The 18,270-nt window shown below is 73.2% G+C and carries 16 protein-coding genes; 3 read left to right on the top strand and 13 right to left on the bottom strand.

Translation table 11 applies throughout. The features are described from left to right. Positions 1–145 precede the first annotated feature (145 nt). Positions 146–1,234, bottom strand: coding sequence for a GNAT family N-acetyltransferase (locus WCD58_RS08080; protein ID WP_337701416.1), 1,089 nt, complete (start codon positions 1,232–1,234; stop codon positions 146–148). Next, entirely contained in the window at positions 1,231–2,016 is a 786-nt protein-coding gene (locus WCD58_RS08075; protein WP_337701414.1) for a PIG-L deacetylase family protein, read from the bottom strand. Before WCD58_RS08075 ends, WCD58_RS08080 begins: the two co-directional genes overlap by 4 nt. Positions 2,017–2,292: 276 nt before the next feature. Between WCD58_RS08075 and WCD58_RS08070 the strand changes: the two genes are divergently transcribed. After that, positions 2,293–3,234, top strand: a complete 942-nt coding sequence (locus tag WCD58_RS08070) for a hypothetical protein (protein ID WP_337701413.1) — start codon at positions 2,293–2,295, stop codon at positions 3,232–3,234. 150 nt (positions 3,235–3,384) lie between these two features. Here WCD58_RS08070 and WCD58_RS08065 read toward each other — a convergent pair whose 3' ends face one another. Next, positions 3,385–5,922, bottom strand: coding sequence for an ATP-dependent Clp protease ATP-binding subunit (locus WCD58_RS08065; RefSeq protein WP_337701411.1), 2,538 nt, complete (start codon positions 5,920–5,922; stop codon positions 3,385–3,387). Positions 5,923–6,254: 332 nt separating this feature from the next. After that, positions 6,255–7,544, bottom strand: coding sequence for a M23 family metallopeptidase (locus WCD58_RS08060; protein ID WP_337701409.1), 1,290 nt, complete (start codon positions 7,542–7,544; stop codon positions 6,255–6,257). Positions 7,545–7,704: 160 nt separating this feature from the next. On the opposite strand from WCD58_RS08060, the gene WCD58_RS08055 reads away from it, so the two are divergent. Then, positions 7,705–8,400, top strand: coding sequence for a Crp/Fnr family transcriptional regulator (locus WCD58_RS08055; protein ID WP_337701407.1), 696 nt, complete (start codon positions 7,705–7,707; stop codon positions 8,398–8,400). Between the two features lie 11 nt (positions 8,401–8,411). Here the strand turns inward: WCD58_RS08055 and WCD58_RS08050 are convergent, their stop codons facing one another. The 4 genes from WCD58_RS08050 to exaC form a co-directional block, all read right to left on the bottom strand. After that, positions 8,412–8,783, bottom strand: a complete 372-nt coding sequence (locus tag WCD58_RS08050) for a histone-like nucleoid-structuring protein Lsr2 (protein ID WP_337701405.1) — start codon at positions 8,781–8,783, stop codon at positions 8,412–8,414. A 125-nt stretch (positions 8,784–8,908) separates the two neighbouring features. Continuing rightward, positions 8,909–9,520, bottom strand: a complete 612-nt coding sequence (locus tag WCD58_RS08045) for a cysteine hydrolase family protein (RefSeq protein WP_337701402.1) — start codon at positions 9,518–9,520, stop codon at positions 8,909–8,911. 110 nt (positions 9,521–9,630) lie between these two features. Further along, entirely contained in the window at positions 9,631–10,068 is a 438-nt protein-coding gene (locus WCD58_RS08040) for a DUF779 domain-containing protein (protein ID WP_337701400.1), read from the bottom strand. Next, the gene (exaC, locus tag WCD58_RS08035; protein WP_337701398.1) at positions 10,068–11,591 is read right to left on the bottom strand and encodes an acetaldehyde dehydrogenase ExaC; all 1,524 of its coding nucleotides are present in this window, start codon (positions 11,589–11,591) and stop codon (positions 10,068–10,070) included. Before exaC ends, WCD58_RS08040 begins: the two co-directional genes overlap by 1 nt. A gap of 267 nt (positions 11,592–11,858) precedes the next feature. Here exaC and WCD58_RS08030 point away from each other — a divergent pair, with 267 nt between their 5' ends. Continuing rightward, a complete protein-coding gene (locus tag WCD58_RS08030; RefSeq protein ID WP_337701396.1) occupies positions 11,859–13,370 on the top strand; it encodes a GAF domain-containing protein in 1,512 nt (503 codons plus the stop codon). A gap of 3 nt (positions 13,371–13,373) precedes the next feature. On the opposite strand, the gene WCD58_RS08025 is transcribed toward WCD58_RS08030, so the two are convergent. From WCD58_RS08025 to WCD58_RS08005, 5 genes are all read right to left on the bottom strand, one after another. Next, the gene (locus WCD58_RS08025; protein WP_337701394.1) at positions 13,374–14,198 is read right to left on the bottom strand and encodes a type III pantothenate kinase; all 825 of its coding nucleotides are present in this window, start codon (positions 14,196–14,198) and stop codon (positions 13,374–13,376) included. A gap of 14 nt (positions 14,199–14,212) precedes the next feature. Further along, entirely contained in the window at positions 14,213–14,800 is a 588-nt protein-coding gene (gene panD, locus WCD58_RS08020) for an aspartate 1-decarboxylase (RefSeq protein ID WP_337701392.1), read from the bottom strand. A 1-nt stretch (position 14,801) separates the two neighbouring features. Further along, a complete protein-coding gene (gene panC / locus WCD58_RS08015) occupies positions 14,802–15,701 on the bottom strand; it encodes a pantoate--beta-alanine ligase (RefSeq protein ID WP_337702021.1) in 900 nt (299 codons plus the stop codon). A gap of 14 nt (positions 15,702–15,715) precedes the next feature. Next, positions 15,716–16,660, bottom strand: coding sequence for a Rossmann-like and DUF2520 domain-containing protein (locus WCD58_RS08010; RefSeq protein ID WP_337702019.1), 945 nt, complete (start codon positions 16,658–16,660; stop codon positions 15,716–15,718). A gap of 257 nt (positions 16,661–16,917) precedes the next feature. Further along, positions 16,918–18,171 carry a PrsW family intramembrane metalloprotease gene (locus WCD58_RS08005; RefSeq protein WP_337701389.1) on the bottom strand — a complete coding sequence of 418 codons (1,254 nt, stop codon included), beginning with the start codon at positions 18,169–18,171 and terminating at the stop codon, positions 16,918–16,920. Between the last annotated feature and the right edge of the window lie 99 nt (positions 18,172–18,270).

The raw sequence follows: 18,270 nt of genomic DNA, 5'->3' as shown, positions 1-18,270 counted from the left end.
GCGGGCTCCTGGGGCGATCTGCGATCCGTTCTGGCAGGAACCAGAGTCGTGAGTGATCGCCGTCGAGCCACTGGTGCCGACCCGCCGACCGGCGGTGGGGACCCGCCTCCCGGGGTGGGGTGATCCCCCGCTCCCCGGGTGGGGTTCAGCGCTGCAGGCGGTTCCTGAGCGCGAGGAGGCGCTCGCGCGTGGGCCCGGAGAGGCGGGCGACGGCGGCCTTGCGGAGGTCGGCGACCGCCTCGGTGCCCTTGCGCTGGACGGTGCCGAGGCCGGGCGTGGGGTAGACCCGCAGGCGCACCTGCTCGCGCACGCCGCTGGCGAGGTCGGCCTTGTAGGACTCGTTCTCGCCGAGCAGGTCGAGCTCGCGGACCTCGGGCTGGGCGAAGGCGTGGTCGATCAGCTGCTTCGTGATCATCATGCCGGGCCCGAGCTTGGCGTGGTCGTCGTCCATCCCGAGCTTGAGGAAGTGCAGCGTCGGGCCCTGCTGCAGGCAGTAGCCGAACGCGATCGCCCGCCCGTCGAGGCGCAGGAAGGCCAGGCGCAGGACACCGGCGTCCGCGGCCCACCGCGCCGCCTGCGTGTAGAAGCTGACGCGGGCGGGGCTGGACGCGATCGCCGAGCCGGCGGCGAGCTTCCACTCGCGGGCCTCCAGGCGCAGGCCGTCCCGGAGCAGCTCGCCGAGGTCCTCCTCGCGACCGTGGTGGACGTCGAAGGAGACCTCGCCGGCCTCGGCGAGGCGCTTGGCGAGGCGCTTGAGCCCGTGGCGGCGGTTCCTCGACAGGCGCTGGGGGAAGTCGGCGGCGTCGCCCGAGGTGTCGACCCAGGGCGACGAGCAGCGGACGGTCTCGGTGGCCGGGGTGCTCCCGGCTGCTGCGCGGACGGCCCTGGTCAGCGGGTGGTCGGCGAGGACGGCATCGAGATCGACCGTGCCGACGCGGCGCGCGAGGAGCCGCTGCGCGAGCTCGCCCGCGGCGTCGTCGTCCGCGGTCACCGGCGCGATCAGCGCGGTCTCGGAGTTCGTCGGCGTGCGCACGGCGAGCGGGCCGGCGGTCACGGGGAGCACGCCGACCAGCGCGCCGTCGCGGTGCACCGTGAGGGCCCGGAGATCGTCGCGCCTGCCGAACGCGTCCGCCCACGCCGTCAGCCAGCCGGGGCGCGCGAAGACCGGGGCGCCCGTGCGGAGGGCGAGCGCGTCCCAGGGGTCGATCAGGTCGGGGTCGAGCGGCTGGATCACGGGACGCTCGCCGGGTAGTAGATCTCGGGCGTCGCCGGGATCGTGCCGTCGTGGAAGAGGGCGTCGACCTGGGTGGCGTAGCCGCGGACCAGGCGCTCGCGGTCGGCGGCGCCGTCGGTGAAGGCGCGCCTGGTGGTGCCGTGGCCGGCGAGGAAGGCCGGGTCGGTGGGGTGGGTGAGGTCGTAGGGGAAGTCCGAGTAGTGGATCACCCGGAGACCCAGGGCCTCGCCGATCCGCCGGGTGAGCAGGTGGTCGACGTGGCGTCCGACGCCGACCGGGCAGAACACGGTGCGCGCCCCCGCCTCGTCGGCGAGCGCCCGGACGCGCGGGGTCACGGCCTCCACGAGCTCCCGGTCGCCGGCCGACACGCGGCCGAGGGCGATGTCGAACCGGTAGGTCGGGTAGCGGTGGACGAGCTCGGGGACACCGATCCTCTCGACGCGCGCCGGCACGTCGCGGCGCCGGAAGAGGGCGTCGACCTCGCCGAGGTGCTCGGTGCGCGCGCCGAGCCCGTCGAGCACCGCCCGGTCCTCGGCGCGGCGTTGCGCGAACAGCGACGCGGCGTCGTCGGCACCGCACTGGCGCAGGAACGTCCGCGCGGCCCGCGTGTGCGGCGGCTCCCCCGCCTCGCTGAAGATCGTGACGACGAGCAGGGGATGCCGACCGCTCACGGCGGCCATGAGCCCGCCGCACGAGAGGACGGCGTCGTCGAGGTGGGCGGAGAGGAACAGCAGCGCCTCACCCGGTGGCGTGTCGGCGAGGAAGGCCGGCGGACCCGTCACGGCGCCTCCTCTGCCTGCCTCTGCCCGCCCCGGGCTCTACCCGGCTGATCGATCGTCTCCGGCCGGGATCGTAGCCCCGCCTCCTGTCAGCGACGTGGCGCTGCAGACGTTGAATGTCCGTAACGCCACGCGCTCGATGCGACCGCCTCGATCCACAGGCCGCGGATCGCGAGAACGACGTGCCCGAAGTTGTCCACAGGCGACCCGAAACGGCGCACACGCTCGTACGGGGTTCGCGATCCTCGATCCGTGCGACGAGGGAAGTGGGCCCAGGAGTTGGAGCGGCTGCGCGCTGCGAGCTGGGAGGGCGTCATCTCGATCGACGAGCTGACTGCTCAGGGAGTGCCGGAGCGCACGGCGTACCGGCGAACCCAGGAGGACGGCCCGTGGCAGCTCATGGCACCGGCGACGTTCCTCCTGTCCAGCGGGGAGCCCACGTACCGGCAATGGGAGATCGCGGCGCTCGTCTACGCGGGCGAAGGGGCCATGCTGACCGGACTCGGCGGAGCCCGACACCACGGCATCCGGAGCGGTGACGATCCGACGACCGTGCACGTCCTCATCCACGATCCGCGTCGGGTCCTGAGCACGCCGAAGATCGTGATCGAGCGGACCAAGCGCCTTCCGAAGCCGATCAAACGCGGCGGGCTCGCTGTCGCCCCTGTCGTTCGCTGCCTCACCGACTGGTCGCGACGCCAGAAGGACCTCACGGCGATCTCCGCTGTCCTGGCCGAAGCCGTGCGGGAATGGAAGACGACCCCTGCCGACCTGCTCCAGGAACTCGATCACGGCTGCCGCAAGGGATCGGCGGCTCCGCGTCGGGTCCTGGCGGCCGTCGACGAGGGCGTCTGGTCGGCGGCGGAGTACGAGCTCCGGGAGTTCTGGCACCAGTGGGCCGACCTGCCGGAGATCGAGTGGAACGTGAAGCTCTACGACGAGGACGGCCGGTTCCTGGCCATCGCCGACGGATTCGTCAAGGACCTCGGATTCGTCCTGCAGGTCGACTCCGTCGAGCACCACTTCGCCACACCGGACCAGGTGCAGGAGACCCTCACCTACCACCGCCGCCTCCGAGCAGCCGGCCTGCAGGTCTTGAGTGTGCGTCCGGCTCAGCGGCGTGACGACCCCGACGGCCTGCACACCGACGTCCTCGACGCGCTGGCGACCGCCGCGCTCCTTCCCGCGCCGCGTGTGCGGTACGAGCCGGCTTCGGCCTGAGCACTCAAGATCGAAGCGAGCGCGTGGCGTTACGGACACTCAGCGTCCGCGACGCCACGTCGCTGACACCTCGCCGACCCCGGAAAACGCCGGAGCCCCGGGCCTTCGCGGACGAAGGACCGGGGCTCCGGGACGTGCGGGCGAGCGGGGTTACTCCGCCGCCGCGACCTCCGGGGTGTCCGGGACCGGGGTCGGCTTGGCCTCACCGCGGAAGGTGAAGGTCGCCGACTCCGGGGCCGGCTTGGTGACCCCGTTGTCGTCGGTCTCGGGCGACCAGCCCTCGACGTCGACGAGCACGATCTGGCCGGACTCGACCTCGCCGAAGAGGATCTTCTCGGAGAGCTGGTCCTCGATCTCGCGCTGGATCGTGCGGCGCAGCGGACGGGCGCCGAGCACCGGGTCGAAGCCGCGCTGCGCGAGCAGCTTCTTCGCGGCGTCGGTGAGCTCGATCGACATGTCCTTGTTCTGGAGCTGCTTCTCGGTGCGACCGATCATCAGGTCGACCATCTGCACGATCTCGTCCTCGCGCAGCTGGTGGAACACGATGATGTCGTCGATGCGGTTGAGGAACTCGGGACGGAAGTGCTTCTTGAGCTCGTCCGTCACCTTGTTCTTCATGCGCTCGTAGTTCGAGCCCGAGTCCTGCCCGGACTGGAACCCGAGGCCGACCGCCTTCGAGATGTCCTGCGTCCCGAGGTTCGACGTGAACACGATGACCGTGTTCTTGAAGTCGACGATGCGGCCCTGACCGTCGGTCAGGCGGCCGTCCTCGAGCACCTGCAGCAGCGTGTTGTAGACCTCGGAGTGGGCCTTCTCGATCTCGTCGAAGAGGACCACCGAGAACGGCTTGCGGCGCACCTTCTCGGTGAGCTGGCCGCCCTCCTCGTAACCGACGTACCCGGGGGGCGCGCCGAAGAGCCGCGAGGCGGTGTAGCGGTCGTGGAACTCGCCCATGTCGATCTGGACGAGCGCGTCGTCGTCGCCGAACAGGAACTCCGCGAGCGCCTTGGTGAGCTCGGTCTTCCCGACGCCCGAGGGGCCGGCGAAGATGAACGAGCCCGAGGGACGCTTCGGGTCCTTGAGGCCGGCGCGGGTGCGCCGCATGGACTGCGACACGGCCTTGACCGCGTCCTCCTGGCCGATGATGCGCTTGTGGAGCTCGTCCTCCATGCGCAGGAGACGCGTGGTCTCCTCCTCGGTCAGCTTGAACACGGGGATGCCGGTCCAGTTGGCCAGCACCTCGGCGATCTGCTCGTCGTCGACCTCCGCGACGACGTCGAGGTCACCGGACTTCCACTGCTTCTCGCGCTCGGTCTTCTGCCCGATGAGGGTCTTCTCCTCGTCGCGCAGGCGCGCCGCCTTCTCGAAGTCCTGCGCGTCGATCGCGGACTCCTTCTCGCGACGGACGTCGGCGATCTTCTCGTCGAACTCGCGCAGGTCCGGCGGCGCGGTCATGCGGCGGATGCGCATGCGGGCGCCGGCCTCGTCGATGAGGTCGATGGCCTTGTCCGGCAGGAAGCGGTCGTTGATGTAGCGGTCGGCCAGGGTGGCCGCCGCGACCAGCGCCGGGTCGGTGATCGAGACGCGGTGGTGCGCCTCGTACCGGTCGCGCAGCCCCTTGAGGATCTCGATGGAGTGGGCCACCGAGGGCTCCCCCACCTGGATCGGCTGGAAGCGGCGCTCGAGGGCGGCGTCCTTCTCGACGTGCTTGCGGTACTCGTCGAGCGTGGTGGCGCCGATGGTCTGCAGCTCGCCGCGGGCCAGCATCGGCTTGAGGATCGACGCGGCGTCGATCGCGCCCTCGGCGGCACCCGCGCCGACGAGCGTGTGGAGCTCGTCGATGAACAGGATGATGTCGCCGCGGGTGCGGATCTCCTTGAGGACCTTCTTGAGGCGCTCCTCGAAGTCACCGCGGTAGCGCGAGCCCGCCACCAGCGACCCGAGGTCGAGGGTGTAGAGCTGCTTGTCCTTCAGCGTCTCGGGCACCTCGCCCTTGACGATGGCCTGGCCGAGGCCCTCGACGACGGCGGTCTTGCCGACGCCGGGCTCGCCGATGAGGACCGGGTTGTTCTTGGTCCTGCGGGACAGGACCTGCATGACCCGCTCGATCTCCTTCTCCCGGCCGATGACCGGGTCCAGCTTGCCCTCGCGGGCCGACTGGGTGAGGTTGCGACCGAACTGGTCGAGCACCAGCGAGGACGACGGCGTGCCCTCGCCGCGCTGGCTGCCGGACTCCGCGGGCTCCTTGCCCTGGTAGCCCGAGAGCAGCTGCAGCACCTGCTGGCGCACACGGTTGAGGTCCGCGCCGAGCTTGACGAGCACCTGGGCGGCGACGCCCTCGCCCTCGCGGATGAGCCCGAGCAGGATGTGCTCGGTGCCGATGTAGTTGTGCCCGAGCTGCAGCGCCTCGCGCAGCGACAGCTCCAGCACCTTCTTGGCGCGCGGGGTGAACGGGATGTGGCCGGACGGGGCCTGCTGGCCCTGACCGATGATCTCCTCCACCTGCTGGCGCACGCCCTCCAGGGCGATGCCCAGCGACTCGAGGGCCTTGGCGGCGACGCCCTCGCCCTCGTGGATCAGCCCGAGCAGGATGTGCTCGGTGCCGATGTAGTTGTGGTTGAGCATCCGGGCCTCTTCTTGGGCCAGGACGACCACCCGCCTCGCGCGGTCGGTGAACCTCTCGAACATTCGTCACTCCTGACTGCTGCGCCGGCGGTCCTCCACCGAGTGTCCCCGAAGGAACGTCCCGGTGGCCCCTTGGCTGGTGCCCGATGACGGATCGGGACCCCCACGGTGCCCGAACTGCCACTGCACCGTAAGGCCATCCTAGTCGTCGCGCGTGACGTCACGGGACGGTGACGGTTGCACCACCGTGACGGGCGCCACCCGCGACGGGGCCCGATCCTGTCCCCCGGCCCATCGAGCACGGGGTCTTGCCCGTCCAACGATGCCCGGGGCCCGCGTCATCCCCGCCCGGTGTTCGCCGCCCGCGAAAACACCCGGGAGGAGGAAGCCCCGCGCTACGGACCGGGCGGGTAGGACATCACGTCGAGCACGAGCGGCATGGTCCCGCCGCGCGGACCGGCGCCGGCGCGGTCGACCCGGAACGGCACCGGCCCCTGCGCCCCCTCCTGCAGCGACTCCTGGGACACCACGCGGCCGTCGACGGTGTAGCTGTCGAACACGAACGGCAGCCCGTTCGACGCCAGCGGGTCGGGCCCGTCCATGACGTGGAAGTGCAGGTGCGGCCCGTCGGTGTTGCCCGAGTTGCCGAGCTTCCCGAGCACCTGGCCCCGCCGCAGCTGCTGCCCGACGGCGAGGTTCAGCGGGTTCCCGCTCTGCAGGTGCGCGTACAGCGCGTACCGGCCGTTCCCGAGGTCCTGCACGACGTGGTCGCCGCTGTACTCGTCGAGGCGCAGGCCGGTGGGGTCCGCGCCCGGCGGCTGCTGCGGGAGGTCGCCGACGAGGCCGACGATCGGGCCGTCGGCGACGGCGAGGATGTCGGCGCCGTCGAAGGGGTAGCTCGCGATGTCGGTCGGCGGGCCGGTCATCTGGCGGTCCTGCGCGTCGAGCCGGACGTAGTCGATGGCGAAGCGCTCCGGGGCGAACAGCCGCCCGTCGATCGGGCTCACCGCGGCCCGGTGGGCGGTGACCGTGCAGCAGCTGTTGCCGTCGAGCCAGCCCGCGCCGGCCAGGGGCGGGGAGATGCTCACTGGGGGCGTGCGGTCGACGGTCGTCGGGGCCACCGGTTCGGTGAGCGCGGCCGGGACCAGCGGCGGGTTCGGCTGGGCGAACTGCACGTCGAGGCGGTGCAGGAGCTGCGCCGGGACGGGGTCGGTCGGCGCCAGGGAGACGTCCAGCCACACCAGCGCGCCCTGCCCCGGCTGGAGCACGCGCGTGCCCAGGTCACTGCCGAACGGCTTGATCCACGGCGCGAGGCCGTCGCCCTCGAGGCGCAGCAGCGACCGGCCGTCCCCGACCACCTCGACGCCGCCGATCGTGGCGGGCTGGCCGATCGTGTTGGTCAGCACCAGCTCGTAGGCCAGGTGCACGCGTCCGTCCGAGGTCGGGACCGGGATCGGCGCGGCCGTCGTCGACGCCGTCACGGGCGTGAACGTCGACCCGGTGCCCGGCGTGGTGTCCGACGACGACGGGCCGCCGAACGGCCCCCGGACGACGCCGGCGGCGGCCGACGGCGCCCCGGGCGCCGGGGCCGGACCGGCGGCCGGGGACCCGCATCCCGCCACCACCAGTGCCGTCGCGAGCAGGGCCCCGACCAGCCCCGCCCGCCTGTTCCTCCACGTCCGCACGTCGGCCTCCCCGGCGTCCCGTGACCTCCGCTGTCGCAGATCCGACGGGAGCGTCGACGTGGGAGCCAAGCGCACCGATGATCGACGCGCTGTCGTCGCGACGACAGCGTCACTGGTCCGAACAGGTGAGAGATCACGACGCGACCTACGGAGGGTGTCCATGACGGTGACGTCGCCGGAGCTGGCCGGCCGCGGGGTGCGGTCCGCCCTGCGCACGTGCCCGCAGCTGCGCGCGCTGCACCCCGAGGCCCTCGAGGTCCTCGCCCGCGCGGCCGTGATCCGGCGGTACGCGTCCGGCGAGGCCCTGTTCCGGGCGGGTGACGCGGGCGACGCGATGTTCGTGCTGCTGCGCGGGTCGGTCGTCTCGCGGATCACGTCACCGGCCGGCGACGTCGTCGACCTCGGCGTCGCGTCGGTGGGCCACGCCTTCGGCTACTTCGAGCTGGTCGACCCCGGTCCGCGCACCGAGGACGCCGTCGCGACCCGCGACTCGGTGGTCCTCGCGCTGCCCGCGGCCGCCGCCCTGCGCGCCCTGCGGGTGAGCCCCGACACCCTGCTGGCCCTCGCCGGCGACCTCGTCCGGATCGTGCGCCAGTCCAACCGCGCCCGCGCCGGGCGCTCGTTCCACCCGGTGCCGCGCCGCCTCGCCACCCTGCTGCTCGAGCTCGACCACCACGGCGACCGCGTCGACTTCGGCGGCCCGCAGACCCTGCTCGCCCAGCGCCTCGGCATCGCCCGCCAGACGCTGAACACCGCCCTGCGCGGGCTGGCCGAGCGCGGGCTCATCGCCGTGCACCCGGGCGGGCGCGGGGCGACGCTCGACCGCCCCGCGCTCACCGCGTACGCCCTGCGCTGATCAGCGGGCGCTCAGTGCGCCTTGTGGTACGCCTCGCTGACCTCGCTGGGGATGCGCCCGCGCTCGGACACCGTCATCCCCTGCTTGCGCGCCCACTCGCGGATGGCCTGGTTCTGCTCGCGGTCGACCGCCGCGCGCCCGCCGCCGCGACGCGACGCGGGGGCCGCGGTCGCCGTCGACGCCGCGGACGCCGACGACTTCCGCCGGCCTCCGCTGCGCCGGGCGTGGGCGACGTAGTCAGCGAGCTTGTCACGCAGCGCCGACGCGTTGGCGTCGGAGAGGTCGATCTCGTACGTGGCACCGTCGAGGCCGAACTCGACGGTCTCGTCGGCTTCCGACTGGTCCAGGTCGTCGACGAGGGACACCACGACTTTCTGCGCCATCAGGCGACCTCCGCAGCCGATCCTCGGAATGAATAGGGCGGACCTTATTTCCGCGATCGGGACGTTGTCGAGTGATCCACGCCGCGATTCCGCACGGGATCGTGGGAGCGGGCGTGAATTGCGCGTCAGTCGGGGATCGCGGCGGTGTCGGGAACGACCACGGCGAACATGTCCGAGAGCGCGGCGAGACTGGCGCTCTGCAGCGACGACGCGGGAACCGTGCCGTCGGGACCGGGCAGGGCGCGGGTCGCCGTGGCCCCGGCGACGACCGCGGGCGCGAAACCGGCGTTGAACGCACCGCGGGCGGTGGAGTTCACGCACATGTGCGTCATGAAGCCCGCGAGCACGAGGTTCGACGCGGACCTGCTGCGCAGGTGGTCCTCGAGGTCGGTGCCGACGAACGAGTTCGGGAAGTTCTTCACGATGACGTGCTCGCCGTCGCGGGGCGCCACGCGGTCGACGATCGCCCCGATCTCGGCGCGCACGTCGTAGGGCGTGCCCTCCCCGGCGTCGTGCTGGACGTGGATGATCGGGATGCCCGCGCTGCGCGCGCGGTCGAGCAGGGCGGCGGCCTCGTCGATGGCCGGCTCGACGTTCTCGAGGGCCATCACGCCGCGCGTGTAGGTGTTCTGCAGGTCGATCATCACGAGCGCGGACTCGCGCAGCGACGCGGGCGCGGCCGGCATGCCGGTGAGCTCGCGCAGGGTCGTCGAGGGGGTGGCGGACGGGGTGCTCATCGTCGAACTCCTTCGTCGGGGAGGGGTGTCCGGACGTGCGAGGGGCGCCCCGGCTGCGTCGCGCGCAGCGGGGGCGCCCCTCGGTCCTACTCGGTGCGTCGGGGACCGCGCTACAGGTCGCCCAGGTCACGCATCTCGTCGTCGGTGAACAGCCGCGAGCGGATGATGAAGCGGACGCCCTCGGGCGCCTCCACCGAGAACCCGCTGCCGCGGCCCTTCACCACGTCGACGGTGAGGTGCGTGTGCTTCCAGTACTCGAACTGCGAGGCGGACATGTAGAAGCCGATCGGCTTCTCCAGGCCCTCCACCGTCAGGTCTCCGAGGTGCACGTCCTGGCCCCCGATCTTGAAGTCCCCGTCCGGGTAGCACATCGGGGCGCTGCCGTCGCAGCACCCGCCGGACTGGTGGAACATCAACGGGCCGTGGATGTCGGTGAGCGTGACCAGGAGCTCGGAGGCCTGCGGGGACAGGGCGACGCGACCCGTTCCCGACCCCGGCACCTCCGGCACCGCTTCGGTGACGTCGGTACTGGTGCTCACGGCGTCCATCAGAAGAATCCGAGCGCGTTGTCCGAGTAGCTCTGCAGGATGTTCTTGGTCTGCTGGTAGTGGTCCAGCATCATCTTGTGGTTCTCGCGGCCGATGCCGGACTGCTTGTACCCGCCGAAGGCCGCGTGGGCCGGGTAGGCGTGGTAGTTGTTCACCCAGACACGACCGGCCTGGATGTCGCGGCCGGCGCGGTAGGCCGTGTTGGTGTCGCGCGACCACACGCCGGCGCCGAGGCCGTAGAGCGTGTCGTTGGCCTGCTTCATGGCGTCCGCGTAGTCGTCGAACCGCGCGACCGAGAGCACCGGGCCGAAGATCTCCTCCTGGAAGATCCGCATCGAGTTCTGGCCCTCGAAGACGGTCGGCTGCACGTAGTAGCCGCCCGACAGGTCGCCACCGAGGTCGGCGCGCTCGCCGCCGGTGAGGACCTTGGCGCCCTCCTGGCGGCCGATGTCGATGTAGGACAGGATCTTCTCGAGCTGGTCGTTCGAGGCCTGCGCGCCCATCATCGTGTCGGTGTCGAGCGGGTTGCCCATCTTGACCTGCTCGGCCCGCTTGACGCCCTGCGCCACGAACTCGTCGTAGATCCCGCCCTGGACGAGGGCGCGCGACGGGCAGGTGCAGACCTCGCCCTGGTTGAGGGCGAACATCGCGAAGCCCTCGAGCGCCTTGTCGTAGAACGCGTCCTGCTGCGCGGCGACGTCGTCGAAGAAGATGTTCGGGCTCTTGCCGCCGAGCTCGAGCGTGACCGGGATGAGGTTCTCCGAGGCGTACTGGGAGATCAGGCGCCCGGTCGTGGTCTCGCCGGTGAAGGCGATCTTGCGGATGCGCGGCGACGACGCGAGCGGCTTGCCCGCCTCGACGCCGAAGCCGTTGACGATGTTGAGCACACCGGCCGGGAGGAGGTCGCCGATGACGTCCATGAGGACGTGGATCGAGGCGGGGGTCTGCTCGGCCGGCTTGAGGACGACCGCGTTGCCGGCGGCGAGGGCCGGGGCCAGCTTCCAGATCGCCATGAGGATCGGGAAGTTCCACGGGATGATCTGGCCGACCACGCCCAGCGGCTCGTGGAAGTGGTAGGCGATCGTGTCCTCGTCGATCTGCGACAGGTGACCCTCCTGCGCGCGGATCGCGCCGGAGAAGTACCGCAGGTGGTCGATCGCGAGCGGGATGTCGGCGACGAGGGTCTCGCGGACCGCCTTGCCGTTCTCCCAGCTCTCGGCGACGGCGATCTTCTCGAGGTTGGCCTCGATCCGGTCCGCCATCTTGTTGAGGATGTTGGCGCGCTCGCCGACGGAGGTCTTGCCCCACGCCGGAGCGGCGGCCTCGGCCGCGTCGAGGGCCTTCTCGATGTCGTCGGCCGTGCCGCGGGCGACCTCGGTGAACGTCTGCCCCGTCTGCGGGGTCGGGTTCTCGAAGTACTGGCCCTTCGCCGGCGCGACGTACTCGCCGCCGATGAAGTGGTCGTAACGGGGCTTGAACGAGACGACGCTGTCCGCCGACCCCGGTGCCGCGTAGATGGCCATCGGTGTTTCCCTCCACATCGTGGAATCCTGCGCAGTGGGACTACGTGATCGCGGACACTAGGTATGGGAGGGTTGCACCGGCGTTGCAACGCATCTGCGGCGTTGCTCTTGCCGAGAAGCCGCGCACGAGGGTTTGATGAAGGGTTGCCTAACCAGACGGGATGCAGGACCATCCTGAGGGAGGGGGCTTCCTCGTCCCCGGGCGAGCAGCATCGGTGCCGTGGCGGCGCCGACCCGCCCGTCACGCTCGGAGTGCAGGGGGCGCCGATGCCGGAGAGCCAGCGCGCCGCGCGCGGGGCGACCCGCCTGAAGGTCCCCGGGACGCTGTCGAGGCCGCTCACGCCCTCCGACCCGCTCGAACGCGCCCGCCTGCTCGAACGCATCCGCGACGCCGTGCTGTCCGGCTCCGCGAGCCCCGCCTCGCCCCGCGACGTCGTGTCGGCGTCCTGGCAGCGCTCGCTCGAGGCCCACGTCGACCCGGAGCGCGGTCGCCCGCGCCACGTCTACGAGAGCGACGAGCTCCGCGACGTCCGCGGCGGGCACCTGCTGGCCCCGGTGCTCCCGCTGCTGCGGCGCACGCTGCTCGACGTCGCCGACGACGCCGTGCACATGATGATCGTGACCGACGTGCGCGGGCACATCCTCTGGCGCGAGGGCAACACCGAGGTCCTGCGGCGCGCCGACAGCGTCGAGCTCGTCGAGGGCACGCGCTGGAGCGAGGACTCGGTGGGCACCAACGCGATGGGCACCGCGCTGGCCTCGGGCAACGCGGTCCAGATCCACTCCGCCGAGCACCTCGTGAAGCTCTACCACTCGTGGACCTGTGCCGCGGCGCCGATCCACGACCCCGACAGCGGCGCGGTCGTCGCCGCCATCGACCTCACCGGCCCGCTGCAGACGTTCCACCCGAGCACGCTGGCGCTGGTCAAGGCGGCCGCCGAGCTCGCCGAGGTCCACCTGCAGGCGCGGCTGGTCGAGCGTGACGAGCGGCTGCGCCACCGCAACCAGCCCCACCTCGAGGGCCTGCACGGCGCCCCCGGCGCGCTGCTCGCCCCGGGCGGGCGCGTGATCACCGCCCAGTCGGCCGACTGGCTGCCCGAGCGCCTGACCATCCCCGACGGCGGCGGGCGCGTCGATCTCGGCGAGCGCGGCGAGGGCGTCGTCGAGCCGCTCGCCGAGGGCTGGCTGCTGCGCGTGGCCCCACGGTCGTCGTCCGGGCCGACCCTGTCGCTGTCCTTCCTCGGGGCCGAGCGCCCGGTCGCCCGGCTCGACGGGCGCCCGGTGCGGCTGAGCCTGCGGCACGCCGAGATGCTCGTCGTGCTGGCCCTGCACCCCGACGGGCTCACCGCCGACGGCCTCGCGCAGGCGCTCTACGGCGACGCGGGCAACCCCGTCACGGTGCGCTCCGAGGTGCACCGCCTGCGCAACGCGCTCGGCACCTCGATCCTCAGCACCCAGCCCTACCGGCTGCGCGCCCGCGTCGACGCCGACTTCCTCGACGTCCGCGCCGCCCTGCGCGACCGCCGCCTGCCCCCGCCCGCGGTGCTGCGCCGCGGTGCGCTGCTCCCCACGTCCGACGCCCCCGGGGTGCGCGAGGAGCGCGACCACCTCGAGGTGGCCGTGCGCAGCGCCGTCCTGCGCCGCGGCGACGTCGAGGCCCTGTGGGCTCTCGCGCACACCCGCGCCGGCGGCGGCGACCCCGAGCTCGCCGATCGCCTGCGCCTGCTGCTGCCCGACGGCGACCCCCGCCGCGACGAGCTGGGCTCTCCGGTCCCCTGACCCTCAGGAGCGGGCGGCGCGGCGGGCGGAACGCTCGTCGCGCCGCTCGAGCCAGCGCCGGTGCACCGTGCGCAGGCCCAGCAGGGTCAGGTCGGGGACGTGCTCGGTAACCGTCGCGCACTCGTCGACGACCACCGGCGCGAGCCCGCCCGAGGCGACGACGGCGACGGGCGCGCGGCCCTCGGGATCGCGGGCGGTGATCTCCCGGCTCACCCGCGCGACGAGGCCGTCGACCTGCGCGGCGGCCCCGAGCACGAGACCGGCCTGCATGCTCTCGACCGTGGTGCGCCCGAGCACCGAGCGCGGCACCACGAGCTCGACCGGGCGCAGCGCCGCCGCCCGCATGGCCAGGGCCTCGGCGGACACCGCGACGCCCGCGGCGATCGCCCCGCCGAGGAACTCGCCGCGCGCCGACACCCCGTCCACCGTCGTCGACGTCCCGAAGGTGACGACGACGCAGGGCCCGCCGTGGCGCTCGAACGCCGCGAGGACCTGGACGACGCGGTCCGCGCCGACCTCCTTGGGGTTGTCGACGAGCAGCGGGACGCCGGTGCGCACGCCGGGCTCGACGAGCAGGTGGTCGAGCCCCGCGAAGTGCCTGGTGACCATGCCGCGCAGCTCGCGCAGCAGCGCCGGGACCGTGGAGAGCGCGGCCACCGAGGTCACGTCGCCGACCCGTGTCCCGAGGACACCGCGCACGAGCAGCGCCATCTCGTCACCCGTGGCCCGGGGCTCGGTGCGCAGGCGGGCGTCCCAGACCGCCGGGCCGTCCTCGGGGTAGAGGGCGAGCGCCGTCTGCGTGTTGCCGACGTCGATGCAGAGCAGCACGACGTCCCCCGGCCTCAGCTGTCCGCGGAGAGCAGCGCGTCGAGCCGGCGGGCGTCGGTGGTCTCGGCGCTGCCGCGGCGGCGGCGACCCTGGCCCGCCTGCTCCTGCGGCTCCGCGCCCCAGCTGCCGCTCACCGTCGTCATCGCCGGGCCCGCGGCAGCGCCGTGGCGCCGCGCCGGGCGGGCCTCGGTGCCCGGCCGCAGCAGCGACGTGGTGGGGGCGGCGTCGGGCACGTGCGTCGGGTCGGCGCCGCGGTCGAGGACGCGGTTGGCCTCGTCGACGAACACCACCCGCGGCTGGTAGGTGCGGGCCTCGGCGTCGTCCATGACGCCGTAGGAGATCAGGATGACGAGGTCGCCGGGCGAGACGAGGTGCGCGGCGGCGCCGTTGATCCCGATGACGCCGGAGCCGGCGGGACCGGTGATCACGTAGGTCTCGAGGCGCGCGCCGTTGGTGACGTCGACGATCGCGACCTGCTCGCCGGGCAGCAGGTCGGCCGCCCGCATGAGGTCCTCGTCGACGGTCACCGACCCCACGTAGTGCAGGTTCGCGTCCGTCACCGTCGCGCGGTGGATCTTGGACTTCAGCATCGTGCGCTGCACGTCAGACTCTCCTCACGAGGGACACCGCGGCGTTGTCGATCAGGCGGGTGGTGCCGGCCCGCGCGGCGACCAGCAGCCGCGCGGGGCCGATGTCGGGGGTGGGGCCGAGGTCCTCGTCGCGCAGCTCGAGGTAGTCGACCTGCAGGCTCGGCTCGGTGGCCAGGACGTCGCGGGCGGCGTCGAGGACGGCCTGCGGGCCCTGCTCGCCGGCGTACTGGCCGGCCGAGAGCGCCGCGGACAGGGCCACCGCGGCGTGCCGCTCGTCGGCGGACAGGTAGGCGTTGCGGCTCGAGCGCGCCATCCCGTCGGGCTCGCGGACGGTCGGCACGCCGACGACGTGGATGTCGATGTCGAGGTCGCGCGCCATGCGGCGGATCAGCGTGAGCTGCTGGTAGTCCTTCTCGCCGAAGAACGCGACGTCGGCCACGGAGATCGCGAAGAGCTTGTTGACCACCGTCAGCATCCCGGCGAAGTGCCCGGGCCGGACCGCACCCTCCAGCTCGCCGCCCAGCGGGCCGGGGTCGACCGAGGTGGTGAAGCCCTCCGGGTACATGTCCTCGACCGACGGCGCGAAGACCAGCTCGACGCCCTCCTCGCGGCAGATCTCGAGGTCGTTCTCGAAGGCGCGGGGGTAGCGGTCGAAGTCCTCGCCCGGCCCGAACTGGCGCGGGTTCACGAAGATCGACACGACGGTGGTGGCGCCGGGAACGCCGCGGGCGCGCCGCATGAGCTCGCGGTGGCCGTCGTGCAGGGCGCCCATCGTCGGCACGAGCGTGACGCGGCGCCCAGCCATGCGCAGGGCGCGGGTGACGCGGCGCAGGCCGGCAGGCTCGCGGTGCACGGTCAGCCGGTCGGCGCTGTACTGCGGGCGGGCGCGCCCGACGAGGTCGTTCGTGCGCAGGCTGGAGGGTCGGGTCACCGTCGGGGCCTCTCGAGGGCGGCCACCACGTCGTCGGCGGCGGCGGGGTCGACCAGTCCGCCGGCGCGGGCGCGCTCGGCGGTGCGCCGGGCCAGGGCCCGGTAGAGCGGGGCCGCGTCGGGGGCGCGGTCGTCGAGGTGGCGCAGGTGCGTGGCCACCGTGCCGGCGTCGCCGCGGACCACCGGGCCGGTGAGCGCGCGGTCGCCGTGGCGCAGCGCGTTGTCGAGGGCGGCGGAGAGCAGCGGCGCGAGGACGCGCTCGGCGGGCTCGATGCCGGCGCCGGACAGGATGTCGGCGGCCTCGCGCACGAGCGTGACCAGGTGGTTCGCGCCGTGGGCCAGCGCCGCGTGGTACAGCGGGCGCATCGCCTCGGGGATGCGGACCGGCTCGGCGCCCATCTCGACGACCAGCGCCTCGCCGACCAGCCACGCGGCGTCGGCGTCCTCGGAGACGGAGCTTGCGGAGGTCGACCATCGATCCGAGCCCTCGGGACCGGTCACCCCGATGCAGGCACCGGACAGGCGCGCGACGTCCTCGCGGCGTCCGGTGACCGTCATCGCCGGGTGCAGCGCGATCGGTAGCACGTCGTGCTCGGCGGCGGGCGCCAGGACGCCGACCCCGGCCGCGCCGCAGGTGTGGACGACGATCTGCCCGGGGCGCAGGCAGTCTGAGGCGGCGAGCCCGCGGACCAGGCCGGGGAGCACGTCGTCGGGGACCGCCAGCAGCGCGAGGTCGGCGCGGCGCACGACCTCGTCGGGCGGGAGGATCTCGGCGCCGGGAAGCAGCTCCTCGGCGCGGGCGCGCGAGGCGCGGGAGACCGCGGAGGCGGCGACGACCGTGTGCCCGGCGTTCGCGAGCGCGGCGCCCAGCACGGCGCCGACCCGCCCCGCGGACACGACGCCCACCGCGAGCCGGGATCCTTCGCGCGGGGTGGGGTGCAAGGCAGCGTCACTGCCCTCGTCCCACCGCCCGGCGCCCTCGCCGTCGGTGCCCACGCGCCACCTCACTCGTTCGGCTCGTTCCCGTCCCGCTCCCGCGGGTACCGGACGATCACTGCTGCCCACGGTAACCGTCCGGACGCCCCGCGGCGGGCGCGGTGAGCGGGTTCACGCCCCTTTGCGAGCGATGCGGCATCGCCGGCGCCTGGCGCCAGGATCGCCACATGCTCGCCCGCGCGACACGCCGAGGGGTCGTGCGCTCAGCCCATCGGCGGGCGCGGGGGCGCGCCCGGTCCGTAGGGCCCGGCGGGCCCCTGGGGAGCGCCGGGCCAGTTCGGCGGCGGGCCCCCGGGACCGGGCGCCGGGCCACCGGTCGGTCCCTGCACGCCCGGCGCGTTCACCGCGGCGAGCCGGGTGCGGACGACATTGTCGAGCAGTTCCGCGTGCCAGTCCGAGCGCGGCGGCAGCGCGCCCCGTTCCGCGCGGGCGCGCAGGAAGGCGAGCTCGGTGACGGCGTGCTGGTAGTCCTCGACGGCCCGGGCGGCCTGGGCGCCGGCGCGGCGGTGCACCGCGGTGCGCCAGCGGCGACGGCCGGCGAGGCTCGAGAGCAGCGGCACCTCGCTCGGCGCGATCCACCCGGCGGCGGCGAACCCCGGCATCTGGCGCGCGAGGACGTCGGCCTCGCGGCGTCGTTGCCACACGACCAGCCCGATCATCCCGGCGAACAGCGGCAGCATGATCAGCACGTAGACGCCGAAGAACCCGGCCCCGAGCTGCGTCGACGAGTTCCACAGCGCGTGCAGGACCACCGCGAGCACGTAGCCGCCGAGCACCGCCAGCGTGCCGACCACCCGCGACCGCGCCTGCGACGCGATCCCGACGCCGATCCCGATCATGGCCGTGAACAGGGGATGCGCGAACGGGGAGAGGACTCCGCGCAGCACGAACGTCGCGAGCACCGCGGGGCCGACGGCGCCCTCGGCGTCGGCGAACGCGCGGCCGAAGTAGATGATGTTCTCGGTGAACGCGAACCCCGCGGCCGTGATCCCCGCGTAGACGACGCCGTCGACGATCCCGTCGAACTCCCGGCGCCGCCACAGCAGCAGGCCGACCACGAACGCGCCCTTGACGAACTCCTCCACGAGCGGCGCCGAGATCACGGCACCGACGACGTCGCCCTGCCCGCGCCCGAGCAGCAGCTCCGCGGCGATGATCGCGCTGGAGTTGATGACGACCGCGACGAGCGCCGACAGGCCCGCGCCCCAGAGGAAGGCGCCGAGGAGCAGGCGCGGCGGCTCGGGCTCGAAGCGGTCGATCCACAGGAACGTCGCGACGACCAGCGCGACCGGCAGCAGCGCGAGCACGACGCCGATGACGACGCCGACCACCCCGATCTCGGTGCTGGCGAGGCCGACGGTCACGAGGGCGCAGATCCCGAGGAAGATCAGGCCGACGACCGGCCACACGAGCGTCCGGCGCTGTTGCGGCGCCAGGCGGACGGGAGGGGCGATCACCCTGCCGGAGGGTAACGACTCCGGCCCCGCCCCACCGGCCCCAGGGGTGTCCGGATCACGACGAGCCCGTCACGAACGCGGAGTTCGGACGCACAGAGG

The sequence above is a fragment of the Actinomycetospora flava genome (assembly GCF_037400335.1).
Lineage (GTDB): Bacteria > Actinomycetota > Actinomycetes > Mycobacteriales > Pseudonocardiaceae > Actinomycetospora > Actinomycetospora flava.
Note: the sequence above shows the minus strand (reverse complement) of the source record. Positions and strands in the feature narration are given on the sequence as shown.